Here is a 15,987-nt window from a genome sequence, read left to right on the forward strand (position 1 = left end):
CAGAGTTTGAACCTCTTGTGCAAGACACTGTTCGAAACGGCCGGGCGGGCGTTGTGCCCGCTCGTCATTTTTGGGCTGATCCTCCTCGGCGGGTGTGCGCGGGAGCGGACACCGGAGGATGTGCTGCTCCAGGTCGGTGACCAGACCATCACCTTGAGTGAATACGACCAGTCGGTGCGGATGGCCAAGGAAGAGGCCTTTCCCGGAGAGCGACAGGTCGATCCCGAGATGTTGGCCGATTTGCATTTGCGGGTGTTCAACCAGTTGAGCGAAGAGCTGGTGCTGGCCTCCTACGCGGCGGATCGGGGCATCATGGTGAGCCCCGCCGAGCTGGAGGCGGCCGTGGACGCCATCAAGGCCGATTACCCGGACGATACCTTCGAGGAGACCTTGCTGGAGAACGCCGTCTCTTTTCCACTCTGGAAGCGGCGCCTGCAAGCGCGCCTGTTGGCGGAAAAGGTGATCCGAGAGACCCTCGTGGATGAGATGCGCATCACCCCGGAAGATGTGGCCGAATACCATGCCACCTACTACCCCCAAGGTGTGCCGGAAACAGAGGATCGAGACGCGGTCCACCAAAGGATTGTCACCCATCTGCGGCGCAACAAGGGCGAGGCGGGTTACGAGGCATGGATCGCCGATCTGGAAAAAAACTATCCGGTGGCGATCAATCAAACGGTATGGGAAAGCTATATGCAAGACACGCCCTGAGGAAATCGCAAAAGCGATGCTATTGTGCATTCAGGTGGATGCCTGGATTAAAGGAGAAGAGAAGTGTTGAAGCCAATGGACCAGATCCGCCGAATTTTGGCGGTGGTAATATTGACAGGGCTCCTGTCGGCCTTGTTCGTCGGCGGCCCGGTGCATGCCGAACTGGTGGACCGCATCGTGGCCGTTGTCAACGATGATATCATTTTACAGAGCGATTTGGAAAAGGCCATGGCCCCCATGCGCGCGCGACTCAAGCAGCAAGGCTATTCCGATGCGAGGGTCGACCTGGTGCTGCATTCGGAACGAGATGCCATTCTGGAACAAATGATCACCGACACTTTGACCGATCAACAGGCCCGGCGACATGGGATCACGGTCAGCGATGCCGAGGTGGACGAAACCATTGCCCGCATTCGGCAAATGAACAATGTGTCCGAAGAAGACATGACCCGCATGCTGCAATTGGAGGGCATGACCTATGAGATGTACCGCGACCATCTGAAAGAGCAACTGCTGCGGTCGCGCATCGTCAACCGGGAGGTCAAGTCCCGTATCGTGATCACCGATGAAGCGGTGCGGGCCTATTACGAAGCCAACCGGGACCGGTATGCCGGACAGACCGAATACCACTTGCGGCACATTCTGATGCGGGTGACCTCCCCCTCTCCGACCGAGCGGGAACAGGTGCGCCAGGAGATGGCGCGCCTCCATGAGCGTTTGCAGCAGGGCGAGGCCTTCGAGCGTTTGGCGCGACGCTACTCCCAGGCGGCCACGGCCCGCGAGGGCGGCGACTTGGGATTGTACGCCGGTCGCCTGTTGGCCGAGCCGGTGCGCGAAGCCTTGCAAGGGCTGCAGGCAGGACAGTTTACGCCGGTGGTGGAAACCGAGCAAGGCTACCAATTGTTCTACATTGAGGAAGTGGTTCATTCGGGCGGTAGAGATTTGGAGGAGATGAAACCGGAGATTCAAGAGAAACTCTACGCCGAACAGGTGGATGAACGTTTCGATGCCTGGCTGGCGGCTTTGCGCCGCAGGGCCCACATCCAGGTCGTCCAGTAGCGCATCGAAGAGGGACTTGCATGACTGAAAAAACCGACCAACCCATCGATTTCGGGCAATATTTGCAGAGCCGTCGGCGTGCCGAAGGGATCTCTCTGGAGGAGGTGGCGCGCCGGACCAAGGTCAGCATGACCTGTCTGCGGCAGATCGAAAGCGAAGATTGGGCCAACTTGCCTTCCCCCACCTTCGTCAAGGGGTTTGTCAAGGCCTATGCCGATGCGGTGGGCGCCGATCCCGGGGAAGCCTTGGATCGTTATGCAGCCTATTGCGCCGTGCAACAGGAACTGAGCGCACCGCAACCGCCCGTTACGGGAAGTACGGGGTTCGGCAAACGTCTGGCCCTGGCGCTGGTTTTATTGGTTCTGCTGATCGGCGGCACCATTCTCATCATGCAGCGCATTTCAACGGAGGCGGAGCCGGTAAATGCCGAGGATGCCCTCCCGGCTGCGCAAAGGTCCGCTTCGGATGGGGAGCGGGCGGCAGCAACGGCGACCGACGCGCCTTCGGCGCCAAAGCCGGCAGCGGAACCGCCACCGCCCGCAGCGGCGGGGGAAACGCCCGCGGCGCCCGAACCACCGGCGGTTGTTGCGCCACCGGCCACCGTCGCAACACCGCCCGATCCGGTGCAGCCGGTGTCCGAGGCGCCGCCCGCGACAACCGGATCGGCTGCCGAAACGTTGCCGTCGGCAGCGGCACCGGCCGCCGAAACAGTAGCGCCCCCTGCACCTGCGGCCGATATGCCTGCCGAACCAGAGGCCGCGGCAGCGGCGGCAGAGACGCCTTCGCCGACGAAGGTGCTGCGGATCAGCGTCGTGGAGACCAGCTGGCTCAGCGTCGCCGGCGACGGAAACCCGCCGCGGGAAGCGATCCTCGCACCGGGTGACAGCATCACCGTGGAAGCCCGCAACCATTTTGCGCTGGTCATCGGCAACGCCGGCGGCGTGCGCCTGGAACTGGACGGTCAACCGGTGCCGCTGTCCGGCCGCAGCGGTCAGGTGGTCCGACTGCGGTTGCCGCGGGAATAAATCGGCCTCGCGCCTCGCGCACGGATGATTTGCGGTGCATGCCGCCGGCCATCCGAAACGCTTCCGTCCTTCCGGCCGCACGCCTTGCTTTGAACCTTGGACGCCGAACTGATTTTTGCATGCCCCACATCCAGAACCCCGCCATTGTACTGCGCCGGCGCGACTACGGTGATTTCGACCTGATCCTGACGGTTTTGACCGAGGATCACGGCGTTTGCACCCTGATCGCCAAAGCGGCCAAAAAGAGCACCAAGCGGTTTCCCGGGATTTTGGAGCCTTTCGCGGGGTTGCGGATCGTCTACCGTCGAGGGCGCGGCAACGGTATGGCGGTGCTGGAGGAGGCCACTCTCGATCGCGCGTTGGGCGGTGTGCGCTCCGATGTGGTCAAGGCGGCCTATGCCGGCTACTGGTCGGAACTTGTCGCCCTGTGGTTGGAAGAGGGACAAGCGCGACCGGACATCTATCGGTTGTTGGCCTATGCCTTGGCCGCTTTGGGCGAAGGCCGCTTGCCCGATGCGGTGTTGAGCCTCCTGTTTCAGATGCGTTTCATCGGCCAGGAAGGCTTGCAGCCGGTCCTCGAGCGCTGTGCCTGCTGTCAAACCGCCGTGGCGGAGATATCCCAGCAACGCTTTTGTGTCGATTTGCGCAGGGGCGGCGTGGTGTGCGCGCATTGCCCCACCGAGCGCGAGCACCATCTGCAGGTGACCAAAGGCACCTTGAAGCAGTTGCTCTGGCTCGCCGGTGGCGATTTGCAACAGGCGGTTCGCTTGCGCTTCGCCCCGGGCGTGCTGGCGGAAGCCACCACCTTTTTGGAGGCTTTCGTGCCGTACCACATCGGTCGGATACCTAAAAGTTTGGCATTCTTGCGCCAGGTACGCGATCATTGACGGCTGTCCGGGGGCAACCGGCGGGCCTTGACCGGATGGCGCTGCAGGAGAGCACCATATGACATCGATTCACTCGTTGTTGGCCGCGGGGCCGGTTTCCGCCTCGGCGCCGTGCCGCATCGACATGGGCGGCACCCTGGATTTGAGCACCTTTCACTTGCCGCTGCAACCCCTGGGGCCTTGCACCTTCAACGCAGCCCTGAATCTGCGTACTACGGTGACATTGCGGCCCCACACCGCCGGTAAAATTCGACTGACAGCCACCGGGTTCGCGCCCATGGAGCTGGACGGCGACAAGGCCTCCTTCGATCATCCCCTGGGATTGATGGCCGCCGTGGCCGCTTTTTTCGGCGCCGACGGGGTCCATATCGACATCGACTCCGCATCCCCGCCGCGCAGCGCCTTGGGCGGCTCCTCGGTGGCCGCCGTGGCCCTCATCTGGGCTTTCAGCAAATTATGGGCCCGCCAAGGGCAGCCGATGCCCGACAAGCGATCCGTTGCTTTGCTGGCCCATGCCATCGAGCAGGGTGTGGCCGGATCGGTATGCGGGTTGCAGGATCAGCTGGCTGCCGTATACGGCGGCGTCAACGGCTGGTATTGGTCCGGCATGCTGACCGGCGAAGGGTTTCGACGCCGCGCGATATTGGCGCCCGGCCAGGAGAAGGCGTTTGCGCAGCAAGTGATGGTGGCCTATTGCGGCGTGCCCCATGTGTCCGCCGATGTGAACGGCACTTGGGTGCGCGATTTTCTGGCCGGCCGGCATCGCGACCTGTGGCGGGAGATCGTGGCTTGCAGCCGGACGTTCATCGATGCGTTGGCCGATGCACGCTTGGAAGCGGCCTGCGCGCAGATGAATCGAGAAACCGACCTGCGCTGTCGCATGACCCCCGAGGTGCTGGACGATATCGGTCGGATGTTGGTGGAAGAGGGGCGTCGGGCCGGATGCGGCGTCCGCTTCACCGGAGCCGGCGCCGGTGGCTGCATATGGGCCCTGGGCGCTGCGGAACGAATTCAGACCCTGCGGCCCGAATGGGAGCGGATCACGAGCCGCCGGGAGGGCGCAGCCATCCTGGAAGCCGCGGTGGATCCCGAAGGTCTCTTGTGATTCAGAGGCGATGATGGTAATAGGCCCGAGCAATCATGGACGGATGACCGCCCTTGCGTCGATCGCCGCCCTAGGGCCGGCCGAACGCCATGCCGGGCAACGGTCTAACAGCGTGTGAGGAAGCAAAGATGTACTTTCAGGATGTGATATTGGCGTTACACCATTTCTGGGCCCGCAAAGGGTGTGTCCTGGTGCAGCCCTACGACATGGAAGTGGGGGCCGGCACCTTTCACCCCACCACCTTGTTGCGGGCCTTGGGACCCGAGCCTTGGCGGGTGGCATATGTACAGCCCTCCCGCCGGCCCACCGACGGCCGCTACGGGGAAAACCCCAATCGGCTGCAGCACTACTACCAATACCAAGTGATTCTCAAGCCCTCGCCGCGCAATGTGCAGCAGCTCTATCTGGACAGCCTCAAGGCGCTGGGCATCGATCCGCTGGAGCACGACATCCGTTTCGTGGAGGATGACTGGGAATCCCCCACCCTGGGCGCTTCCGGCCTGGGCTGGGAGGTGTGGCTGGACGGCATGGAGATCACCCAGTTCACCTATTTTCAACACGCCGGCAGCATCGAGCTCTCTCCGGTCACGGCGGAGCTCACCTATGGCCTGGAGCGCATCACCATGTATCTGCAGGGCGTGGACAACGTGTATGACCTGCAATGGAACGAGCGCATCACCTACGGCATGGTGCACCATCAGCAGGAGGTGGAGCAGTCCACCTACAACTTCGAGCTGGCCGATGTGCCCATGCTGCTGGAGCTGTTCAACCGCTTCGAGGCGGAATCGCAACGTGTCGTGGCCGAAGGCATGGTACTGCCGGCCTACGAGTACTGCTTGAAGTGCTCCCATGCCTTCAACCTGCTGGATGCACGGGGGGCCATCAGCGTTACCGAGCGCACCGGCTACATCGGCCGCATCCGCAATCTGGCGCGGGCCTGTGCCGAAGCCTATTGCCGGCAGCGTGAAGCGATGGGGCATCCCTTGCTCGATCGTCCCTGATGAAAATCGCAACCGGCCCTCGAAAGCGGCGAACCCTATGCGTTTTCCGCTTCGTTGCTGCCATAGGCGCAGGTCGTTCGGCGGCAGTTGCCGTCCCCCGGCCGGGCGCCCCTTCTGTATAGAGGTGGTTATGCAATCCTTACTGCTTGAGATCGGCACCGAAGAGATTCCCGCCGGCTACATCGAACCGGCCCTGACGGCCCTGGCGGCCGATCTGGTCCGGAAACTGGGTCATGCGCGCATCGAACACGGCGCCGTGACCACTTGCGGCACACCGCGGCGTTTGGCGGTGATCATCGCCGATGTGGCGCCCCGTCAACGGTCCCTCACCGAGACGGTGACCGGCCCACCGGAACGGGTGGCGCTGGACGATCAAGGCAATTGGACCATGGCGGCGCGCAAGTTTGCCGAGAAGGTGGGGATGCCCGTCGAACGGCTGACAGTGGCCGATACCCCCAAGGGGCGCTACCTATGCGGCCGTTTGGTGGACAAAGGCACCACCACGGCCAGTGTGCTGCGTCAATTACTGCCCGATGCGATTTTCAACACCCCCTTTCCCAAAACCATGCGCTGGTCCGATCTGTCCATCGCCTTCGCCCGCCCCATTCAGTCGGTGGTGGCCCTCCTGGGCCAGAGGGTGATCGGCTTCACGCTGGGTGGCGCCATTAAATGCGGTCGCCACACCCGGGGGCACCTGTTCATGCATCCCAAACGGGTTAAAATCAATGATGCGACCAGCTACCACGAGACCCTGCGCGGGGCCTCCGTCATCGTGGATATCGCCGAGCGACGCCACATGGTGCAGGTGCGGATCGATCAGGCGGCCGCCGAGCTGGGCGGCACCATCGTCGCGGATGAGGCGCTGGTGGACACGGTGACCCACCTTGTGGAAGCGCCCTTTGCAACCGGCGGTCGGTTCGACGATGTGTTTCTCGAGTTGCCGCGGGAGATTTTGATTACTTCCATGCGGGAGCACCAGAAGTATTTTGCCGTCACCGATGCCGATGGTCGCCTGATGCCGTGCTTCGTGGCGGTCAATAATACCGCCACCAAGGACATGGCCCTGGTGGCCCGGGGCCACGAGCGGGTGCTGCGGGCACGGTTGTCCGATGCCCGGTTTTTCTACCGCAGCGATTTGCAGCAGCCCATGGAGAACTGGAACGAAAAGCTCAAAGGGGTGCTGTTCCAGGCCAAACTGGGCACCATGCACGCCAAAAGCCAACGCATCGAAGAGATGGCCGGCTGGCTGGCCGACGTCGCCGGGCCGGAATTTAAAACGGACCTGCTGCAGGCCGCCCGCTTGTGCAAGGCCGATCTGGTCAGCCAGGTGGTGTACGAGTTTCCCAACCTGCAGGGCATCATGGGGCGGGTCTACGCCGCGGCGGCCGGCGCACCCGAAGCGGTGGCGGCGGCCATCGAAGAGCATTACCGGCCCACATACTCGGGCGGCCCGCTGCCGCAACACCGCACCGGCGCCCTGCTGGCCGTTGCCGACAAGCTGGATACCATTTGCGGCTGCTTTTCCGTCGGCCTGACGCCCACCGGGGCTTCCGATCCCTATGCCTTGCGTCGCCTGGGTATCGGCATCGTGCAGATCATGCTGGCGCAACAATTGACCTTTTCGCTGCGGGCGGCCATCGAACAAGCCATGCAGCCCTTTGCCGGCGATACGACGGGTACGGCCGCCGCCGAGGCGGTGTACGGTTTTCTCCAACAGCGGATCGCCCATCTGCTGGCCGAGCAGGGGCATTACGACAAGGATTTGGTGGCGGCGGTGGTCACCGTTTCCGTAGATCATATCCCCAATGTGTGGCAACGGGCCGCCGCTTTGCAGGCCTTGAAGGGCGCCCCGGACTTCGAACCGCTGGCCGTGGCCTTCAAGCGGGCGGTCAATATTCTGCGCAAGGCCGAATCCTTGCCGGATCGGTCACCCGCGCCGACCTTGTTTACCGAATCGGCCGAACAGGCCTTGTACGATGCCTGCGGGCAGGTCAAAGGCCAAGTGGAAGCGCATCTGGCGGCCGGACGGCCGGACGATGCCCTGCGCATCATCGCCACCTTGCGCGAACCGGTGGATCGGTTTTTCGACGAAGTGATGGTCATGGATGAAGATCCGCGCCTGCGGGACAACCGACTCGCACTGTTGCAGGCCATCGCCGATCTGTTCGGACGCATCGCCGATTTCTCCAAAATCGCTACATGAGGAGAGGGGCGTTTGGCCGCGCCCCTTTCAACGGCAGCTACAAAGAACAAAGAGAGGGAGGGACTTGCATGCCTTACGATCCCAATAAAGACGAGATCCTGAAGCAGTGGCACTGCGAAGAGACCGGTCTGGCGGTGTCCATTCAACGTTATGACGGTGGCGAGGCCAAAGTGCAGATCGGCCCCCGCCTTTTGCGGCGCAAGGACGGCGGCCAGAGAGCGCCGGCCAAGGCCGGCCGTTTGACCATCGAGGATCTGCTGTGGTTGTATGAGATCATCGACGAAGTGAAAGATGAGTTGAGCCGCTTGTCCGGCCCGCAATAATCGCCATGGTCGACGTGGATATCGATCAGCTGGTCTCGCAACTGGAGGCTTGGAACGCCGCATACCGCGGTGGTGCGCCGCTGGTGGATGACGCCACCTATGATCGTATGGTGGAAACCCTGCGCGAGCTGGACCCGCAACATCCCTTCCTGCAGGGGGTGGAGCCGGAGAAATTCTCCGGCCGGACCCAAGTGCGCCATCCCCTGCCCATGCTTTCCATCGAAAAGGCCTATACCGGCGAACAATTGACCCGTTTCGTCCAGCGCGTCGCGAAAGAGGCGCAGAGCATGGGGATGGCCGAGGTGCGCTACGAGGTGACGCCCAAGCTCGATGGCCTGGCCGGTCGTGACGATGGAACGCTGTTGGCCAGTCGCGGCAACGGCCTGATGGGCTACGACATCAGCAGCGCCTGGGATAAGGGCGTGACACCGGTGGGCGGGCGCGGCCAGGGCCTGGGCGAAATCACCGTGGTGCACTCCTACTTCGACCAACATCTGGCCGGCATTTTCGAACACCCGCGCAACATGGTGGTCGGCATTGTCTCCTCGGACACCTTGAATGCGCATGCGCGCCAAGCCCTGGAGGCGGGCATGGTCCATTTCGTGCCTTACAGCCGGCTGCCCCACTGGGAAGGCACCGGCGATCAACTGCTTGACCGCATCGATCAGATCGTCCAGTCGTTGGCTGAGCAGACGGACTACCCAATGGACGGCGTGGTGGTGTCGGTATGCGATCATGCACTTCGGGCCCGGATGGGGGCCACCACCCACCACTACCGATGGCAGATTGCCGTCAAACGCAAAGGCGAGACCGCCGTCACCATCGTCGAAAACATCCAGTGGCAGGTGGGCCGTACCGGCAATGTGACGCCGGTGCTGGAGGTGACGCCGGTGGCCTTGTCCGGCGCCACCATACGGCGGGTCACCGCCCACCATGCGGGCATGGTGGAAAAGCTGGGCATCGGCCCAGGTGCGCGCATCGAAGTGATTCGCAGTGGTGAAGTCATTCCCAAGCTGGAGAAGGTGCTGATGCCGGTACCGCAGGTGAACCTGCCCGGGCAGTGTCCCTCCTGCGGTAGCGATCTGACCTACCTGAATACGGACGACAACGGCAAGGAACTGTTTCTCAACTGCAGTAATCCCGCCTGCCCCGCCCAGATCGAGCAGCGCATCAGTCACTGGTTCCGTGTGTTGGGCAATGCCGACTGGTTCGGCATCAAGACCATCCAGCGCCTGGTGGCGGCTGGGTTCGATACCCTGGAGAAAATCTATGCCATGAACGAGGCCGATTTCAACGAGCTCGGTTTCGGCCCCGTACAATCGCGCAATCTGGCCGATGCCTTGATGCTCAGCCGCACCCAGACGGTGGAGGATTGGCGTTTTCTGGCCGCCCTGGGGGTGCCCGACCTGGGGGTGGGCGACAGCCGCAAACTGCTGCAACACCATCGCCTTGAAGCACTCCCGGCGCTGGACGCGCAAACCATCGCGGCCATCCATGGCTTCGGCGCCAAGACCAGTCAACGCATTGTGGACGGTATCACCCGGATCGGCGAGACCCTTGCCCACCTGCTCGCATTGGGATTTGAAATGGAGCGCACGCCACTGCTTTCCGAGAAGACCGCGGCGCACAGCCCCATTGCCGGCAAACGCATTGTCTTCACCGGCAAGATGCAGCGCGGCAGCCGCGAGGAAATGCAAGCCGAGGCGCGTCGCCTGGGTGCCGATGTGCAGACCGCCGTCAATCGCAGCACCGACATGCTGGTGTGCGGTGACAAGGTGGGCGCCGCCAAGCGCAGCAAAGCCGAGGCCCTCGGGGTGACTTTGTTGAGCGAGGCGGATTACCTGCGATTGATCGATGGGGGCGGGCAGGATGCAACTTGACCCATTGGTGAAACTGCGACGACCGAAAGGAGGGTGGACCGATGGCGGATGTGAGTGCACACGTCATTGTCAGCGGCCGGGTGCAGGGCGTTTTCTTCCGTGAAGAGACCCGTCGCGCTGCTGAACGGCTGGGGGTATCGGGATGGGTCCGTAACCGCAGCGACGGCACGGTGGAAGCGGTATTTGAAGGTCCCCGGGCGACGGTGGAGGCGGCCATCGACTGGTGCCGCCAAGGCTCTCCCATGTCCCGGGTGGCCGACGTGCGGGTAACCTGGCAGGTCGAGGCCGGCGAGCCGCCGGGCTTCGTCATCCGGCCAAGCGCGTAAACGAAAAAACAATGGCGGTTCGACGACATTCGCCGCAACCGCCTTTGCTTTGGTGCCTTTCGAAACCGATACCGGCTAGATCGAATCCTTGAGTTTTTTGCCCGGACGGAACTTGACCACGTTGCCGGCCTTGATCTTGATGGCTTCACCGGTTTGCGGATTACGACCCTTCCGGGCTTTGCGGCGCAGCTTGGCGAAGGTGCCGAAACCCACCAGCGTAACCTTGCCGTCCTTTTTCTTCAAAGCTTTGGTCACTGAATCCACAAAGGAGTTCAGTGCGGCCGCGGCTGCGGTTTTGGAGATGCCCGCATCGGTTGCCATCTTTTCTACCAGTTCTGCTTTCGTCATTGACCCGTTCCCCCCTCGGTTTGTGTGGTTGCCAACCATTCGTCTCTCTTTTGGCACATACAGCAGGCTTGCGGGGTGTGTCAATACAAAAAAATCCTTGCGGGACAAAGGTTTCGGGAAGCTCAAAAGAGCGCATCGACGAACCGGGCGGCATCGAAGGGTTGTAGATCGTCAACGCCTTCACCGACACCGATGAAATGGAGCGGAAGCTGCAGCTGCTGACAAATGCTGATGACGATCCCGCCCTTGGCCGTGCCGTCCAGCTTGGTCAACACCAGGCCGGTGACGCCCAGTGATTCGTTGAACATCTTGGCCTGGGCGAGGGCGTTCTGACCGGTGGTGGCATCCAACACCAGCAGGATCTCATGGGGTGCGCCGGGCATCTTCTTGGTGATGGTGCGTTGGATCTTCTTGATCTCTTCCATCAGGTTGACTTTGGTGTGCAAGCGGCCGGCGGTGTCGACGTAGACCGTATCCATTCCCCTGGCCAAGGCGGCCTCTATGCCGTCATAGGCCACGGCAGCGGGATCGGCCTGCTCTTTGTGACGCACCAATTCCGCTCCGGCGCGCTCCGCCCAAATCGTCAACTGTTCCACGGCGGCCGCCCGGAAAGTGTCGGCGGCGGCGATCAACACTTTGCGGCCTTGATGGATCTCGCGGGCCGCCAGTTTGCCGATGGTGGTGGTTTTGCCGACGCCATTGACGCCGACCACCATGACCACATGGGGTTTTTCCTGCAAAGCGTCTGTCGGCGGTGCGGCATTCGCCAGCAGTGTTTGCAACTCCTGCTTGAGCAGTTGTTTCAGCGCATCGGGGGTTTGAATGCGGGACGCTTTGCGCGCAATGCCGTCCATCAGATCCATGGCCGTTTGGACGCCGATATCGGCGGTGATCAGCAATTCTTCGATCTCTTCGAGCATCTCGTCGTCGATTTGACGTTTGCCGCTGAACAACTGGTCGATGTCGGTGGTCAGAATGGTCCGGGTCTTGGTAAGGCCGCGCTTCAAACGGGCGAACAGCCCCTTACCGGTTGATGCCGGAGCGCTATCGCCGGGAGCGGGCGCGGACGCTGTTTGGGCGGGGAGGGGCTCGGGGACCGGGGGCTGGGGGGCGGTCGTGTCGTTCGGGGTCGCGGGCTGCGGCGCGCCGTCATCCTTTGCCGGGGCTTGCTCCTCCTGCTCTTCGGGAGTGGGCGTTGCCACTTCGGACTTTTTTTTGCCTTTAAACCATTTCAGTGCCATGGGAGGGGTGTCCTGTTTGTCAGGCGGCTTGGGCCTGAAGGTTGACCGATACGACTTTGGAAATACCTTTGTGCTCCATGGTGACGCCGAAGAGCGTTTCGGCGAACTCCATGCTCTTTTTGTTGTGAGTGATCATGATGATCTGGGATCTTTCGCCGATCATGCGCATCAGGTTGTTGAAACGGATCACGTTGGCTTCGTCCAAGGGTGCGTCGATTTCGTCCAGCAGACAGAAGGAGGTGGGTCGGATCAGAAAGATGGCGAAGATGAAGGCAATGGCCGACAGCGCCTTCTCGCCGCCGGAGAGCAGGCTCATGCGGGTCAATTTCTTGCCCGGCGGGTGCACCATGTATTCGACGCCGGTTTCCAAGGGCTTGCCGGGCTCGGTCAACTCCAGACGGGCCGAGCCGCCCTCGAACAACTTGGGAAAGACCTCCATCAGTTTGGCGTTGACCTGCTCGAAGGTGTCCATGAAGCGTTCCTGGGTGATGCGGTTGATTTTGCGGATCACCTTGTGCAGATCTTCGATGGCTTTGACCAGATCGTCCCGCTGGGTGCCGAGGAAATCGAATCGCTCTTTAAGCACTTCGTACTCCTTGATGGCGCCCAGGTTCACATCGCCGATGTTGGCGATCTTGGTGCGCAACCGGTCCAGCTCGTCGGACATTTCCGCGTCGCTCATTTGAGCGGTGTCGCTTGCGCTCTGTTGCGCTCTCAGAACGGCAATGGTGGCATGGTAGCGTTCCTGCGCCTTGCCGGCGATGTTGTCCCGTTTGATGCGCTTTTCCGAGAGGTCCACTTCCATGAAGCGCATTTTTTCGACTGTCTTTTCCCGCTCGGATTGGATGGCCGCCTGCTGTTCATCGCTTTCCCGGATGGTTTCGTCGATGGCGCTGTATTCGGTTTCGTTACCGGCCAGGGTCTGCTCCAGTTCCCGGAGGGTGGCGTACAGTTGTTGTAGTTTTGTCTCCTGGCTTTCCAGTTTGGCGGCCGTTGCGATGCGTTTCTCTTTTTTCTGATGGATTTCCAATCGCAACTGTTCCAACCGGGTTTGGCTGTCCCGTTCGAAGGCCTTGAGCCGCTGCAATGTGTTGCTGCCGTTTTCCAGTTTCGCCTGCAGGGAGGTGAGCTCCAGCTTCAGATCGACGACTTTCTGGTTGTGGGCTTCCAGTTGCGCCGTGAGGCGGTTGATTTCCTGGTTGGTATCCGTGGTGTGCTGCTGCACCTGTTGCACTTCCACGGCGATCTTTTCCAGGGCTTGGTTGTACTTGCCCATCTCTTCATCCAGGTCGCTTTCTTCACCCAGCATCTGTTCCTGTTCGAGGCGGTTGATTTCAAGCCGGCGGCGGGCATTCTTGAGATCCTCGCCCAGGCGGTACAGATTCTTCTCCACATCCAGGGCTTCATCGGCGGCACCGTTTTTTTCGGCAATGGCCGTTTGCAGGGCCGTCTCGATCCGCCGTACCTCGGCTTCGAGGTCCTGTTGCCGGTGTTGGGCTTCGGCCAACTCGCCTTCAATCGCTTCGTCGCGGGCCGCCAACTGTTTCAACTCCTGCTTTTTGGCCAAAATGCCGCTGAGCTGTTCCCGGCTGCCGCCGATGAGAACCCCTTGATGGGAGACCACGTCTCCTTGCCGGGTAACGATGGTTTGCACCCGCCCGTTGCGGTTGAAAAGCTGCAGCGCATCGTCCAGGGTGGTCACCACCGCGACATGGCCCAGCAGTGCTTCGGCGATGGTTTGACCCTCCGGCCGCACAACGACATGGTTCAGCAGGCGCAAGGACGGGTCCACCGTCGGTGCGTTGCCGTTGGCCAACGGCTTCAGTCCGGCCACCGGGAGAAAACCGCCCCGGCCGGCACCGCTGCTTTGCAGATAATCGATGGCGGCCGCCCCGGACTGCTGGTCCTGCACTATCACATATTGCAGGGCTTCACCCAATACCGCCTCCACGGCATTCTCGTAGCCGGGGGAGGGCTCTACCAGGTCGGCCATCAGGCCCAGGATGCCTTCCAAAGCCCCGCCGGGGGCATCGGCGGCCGCTTCATCGTCGCCGCGGCGGGCCTGCATGATCGCTTTGACGCCGTCGCGGTACCAGTCGAAGTTGGCTGCCATTTTCTTCAACGTAGCCAATTGGGAGCGCACCTTGTTGCGTTCCAGATCAAGGGTCTGGGTCTTCTTGACCTGCGCGCCCAGTTCGGTGGACGCTTGCGCCAGCGCCTCCTTCAGTTCCCGGATGCGCGTTTCGCAGCGGCCCATGGTCACCCGGATCTCTTCCATGGCGTTTTGTTCTTCGGCGCGGTTTTTCTCCAGATCGGCGACCTGCTTGTCGGCCAGGACCAACTCTTCATCGATTCGCTTGAGCCGCCGTTTCAGGCTTTCCTTGTTGTTGGTGGCGTTGAGGTAGGTGTTTTTGTAACGGGCCTCTTCGGCCACCAGGTGCATGAGGTCGTTTTTATGGGTTTCGGCGGCTTGATGGAGCCGTTGCATCCGCTCCTGCAAGCCCTGGGCGCTGCCCCGGTCCTGATCGAGGGTTTCCTTGGCGCAGGCGATCTCTTCCCGGACCTGTTGGTTGCGAGCGGTCACCTGCTCGACCTCCGATCCCATGGTGACCGTCTTGGCACGCAAATCGGCGTGGGCTTGTTCGAGGGCCGTGATTTCGCCGCCCAGGCGTTCCGCATCGCCATTTAAATGGCCCCGTTCGGTTTCGATGCGGTCAATGTTGCGTTGCAACTCGAAATGCTGCGATTTTTGAGTGGCGATCTCCTGATTCTTCTGCCACCGTTGCAACTTGATCGCCTCCACGGCGGCATCGATCTTCTTCAATTGGGTGACATGGGCCAGATCCGCATCCTTGAGCTCGGCCAGAAGGCTTTCGGCCTCGGCGATTTGACGGCTGTAATCGTCGTAGCTGTGGATCAACAGGCGGGTGTCGATGGCCTTGAAACGCTCTTGATACTGCTTGTAGCGTTCGGCGGTCTTGGCCTGGCGGCGCAGTCCGGCCATCTGGCGATTGACCTCGGCGACGATATCGTTTATGCGCAGCAGGTTCTGCTCCGTGGCTTTGACTTTGCGCAGCGCTTCGGTTTTGCGGAACTTGTAGCGTGTGACCCCGGCCGCCTCTTCAATGAACAGGCGCCGTTCATCGGGGCCGGCATCCACGATGGCCCCGATATTGCCTTGTTGAATGATGGCAAAGGTGCGGGTGCCGACTCCGCTGCCCATGAACAGATTGTAGATGTCCTTGAGACGGCAAGGCTGCTTGTTGATCAGGTAGGCGCTTTCGCCCGAGCGATACAAGCGCCGCGTCACGCTGATTTCGCTGTAATCGCGGAAGGCTTCCGGGGCGTGGCCGTTGTCGTTGGTCATGGTGAGGGTCACTTCGGCCATGTTCAACGGCGGACGCCCGTTGGCGCCGGCAAAGATGATGTCTTCCATGCTCTTGCCGCGCAACTGCTTCACGCTTTGCTCACCCATCACCCAGCGCAGCGCGTCGATCACATTGCTCTTGCCGCACCCATTGGGGCCAACGATGGCCGAGATGCCTTCGGGGAACTGAATGCTGGCTTTGTCCAAAAACGATTTGAAACCGACAATTTCCAGCTTTTTGATTTTCATGCCGACGGCCTCCGAACGGAACGTTGAACGGATTTGCACACAATTGGCTTCGCCTCGGTAACGGAACACAAGCAGCGCCCGGGATGGCCAAGGTGAATGATGGTCCAACTACCGGGGGCGCTGCCGAAAGGCCGGGGTGTGCCAAACTCAATGGCCTTTTCATATCAAGCCGGTTCCCGATTGTAAAGGGCAAAGCCCAAGGGAGGGTATAAAAATCAGTATAGGGATACAATATATGGTGTTGGATCGTGGTGGTTGCCAC

13 protein-coding genes are annotated in these 15,987 nt (G+C 61.4%); 10 read left to right on the forward strand and 3 right to left on the reverse strand.

The features are described from left to right. Positions 1-6 precede the first annotated feature (6 nt). The 10 genes from MRX98_RS05265 (at position 7) to MRX98_RS05310 (ending at position 10,520) form a co-directional block, all read left to right on the forward strand. Entirely contained in the window at positions 7-711 is a 705-nt protein-coding gene (locus MRX98_RS05265) for a SurA N-terminal domain-containing protein (protein WP_246903681.1), read from the forward strand. Positions 712-774: 63 nt separating this feature from the next. Further along, positions 775-1,770: a SurA N-terminal domain-containing protein gene (locus MRX98_RS05270; RefSeq protein WP_246903683.1), complete on the forward strand. Its 996-nt coding sequence runs from the start codon at positions 775-777 to the stop codon at positions 1,768-1,770. A gap of 20 nt (positions 1,771-1,790) precedes the next feature. Next, a complete protein-coding gene (locus tag MRX98_RS05275) occupies positions 1,791-2,795 on the forward strand; it encodes a helix-turn-helix domain-containing protein (RefSeq protein ID WP_246903685.1) in 1,005 nt (334 codons plus the stop codon). A 119-nt stretch (positions 2,796-2,914) separates the two neighbouring features. Then, the gene (recO, locus tag MRX98_RS05280) at positions 2,915-3,682 is read left to right on the forward strand and encodes a DNA repair protein RecO (RefSeq protein ID WP_246903687.1); all 768 of its coding nucleotides are present in this window, start codon (positions 2,915-2,917) and stop codon (positions 3,680-3,682) included. A gap of 58 nt (positions 3,683-3,740) precedes the next feature. Beyond that, positions 3,741-4,787 carry a GHMP family kinase ATP-binding protein gene (locus MRX98_RS05285; RefSeq protein WP_246903689.1) on the forward strand — a complete coding sequence of 349 codons (1,047 nt, stop codon included), beginning with the start codon at positions 3,741-3,743 and terminating at the stop codon, positions 4,785-4,787. A gap of 128 nt (positions 4,788-4,915) precedes the next feature. Continuing rightward, on the forward strand, positions 4,916-5,788 hold the full coding sequence (glyQ, locus tag MRX98_RS05290; protein WP_246903691.1) for a glycine--tRNA ligase subunit alpha: 873 nt from the start codon (positions 4,916-4,918) through the stop codon (positions 5,786-5,788). Positions 5,789-5,918: 130 nt separating this feature from the next. Continuing rightward, a complete protein-coding gene (gene glyS, locus MRX98_RS05295; RefSeq protein WP_246903693.1) occupies positions 5,919-7,991 on the forward strand; it encodes a glycine--tRNA ligase subunit beta in 2,073 nt (690 codons plus the stop codon). A gap of 68 nt (positions 7,992-8,059) precedes the next feature. Beyond that, entirely contained in the window at positions 8,060-8,314 is a 255-nt protein-coding gene (locus MRX98_RS05300; RefSeq protein ID WP_246903695.1) for a hypothetical protein, read from the forward strand. Positions 8,315-8,319: 5 nt separating this feature from the next. Next, a complete protein-coding gene (locus MRX98_RS05305; protein WP_246903696.1) occupies positions 8,320-10,194 on the forward strand; it encodes a helix-hairpin-helix domain-containing protein in 1,875 nt (624 codons plus the stop codon). 41 nt (positions 10,195-10,235) lie between these two features. Next, on the forward strand, positions 10,236-10,520 hold the full coding sequence (locus MRX98_RS05310; protein WP_246903697.1) for an acylphosphatase: 285 nt from the start codon (positions 10,236-10,238) through the stop codon (positions 10,518-10,520). Positions 10,521-10,595: 75 nt separating this feature from the next. On the opposite strand, the gene MRX98_RS05315 is transcribed toward MRX98_RS05310, so the two are convergent. The 3 genes from MRX98_RS05315 to smc all read right to left on the reverse strand — a co-directional run bounded on the left by MRX98_RS05315 (position 10,596) and on the right by smc (position 15,725). Beyond that, positions 10,596-10,868 carry an HU family DNA-binding protein gene (locus tag MRX98_RS05315; protein WP_246903938.1) on the reverse strand — a complete coding sequence of 91 codons (273 nt, stop codon included), beginning with the start codon at positions 10,866-10,868 and terminating at the stop codon, positions 10,596-10,598. 122 nt (positions 10,869-10,990) lie between these two features. Then, the gene (gene ftsY, locus MRX98_RS05320) at positions 10,991-12,109 is read right to left on the reverse strand and encodes a signal recognition particle-docking protein FtsY (protein WP_246903698.1); all 1,119 of its coding nucleotides are present in this window, start codon (positions 12,107-12,109) and stop codon (positions 10,991-10,993) included. 19 nt (positions 12,110-12,128) lie between these two features. Continuing rightward, the gene (gene smc / locus MRX98_RS05325) at positions 12,129-15,725 is read right to left on the reverse strand and encodes a chromosome segregation protein SMC (protein WP_246903699.1); all 3,597 of its coding nucleotides are present in this window, start codon (positions 15,723-15,725) and stop codon (positions 12,129-12,131) included. Positions 15,726-15,987: the final 262 nt, after the last annotated feature.

The sequence above is a fragment of the Desulfatitalea alkaliphila genome (assembly GCF_022968795.1).
GTDB classification, from domain to species: Bacteria; Desulfobacterota; Desulfobacteria; order Desulfobacterales; family Desulfosarcinaceae; genus Desulfatitalea; species Desulfatitalea alkaliphila.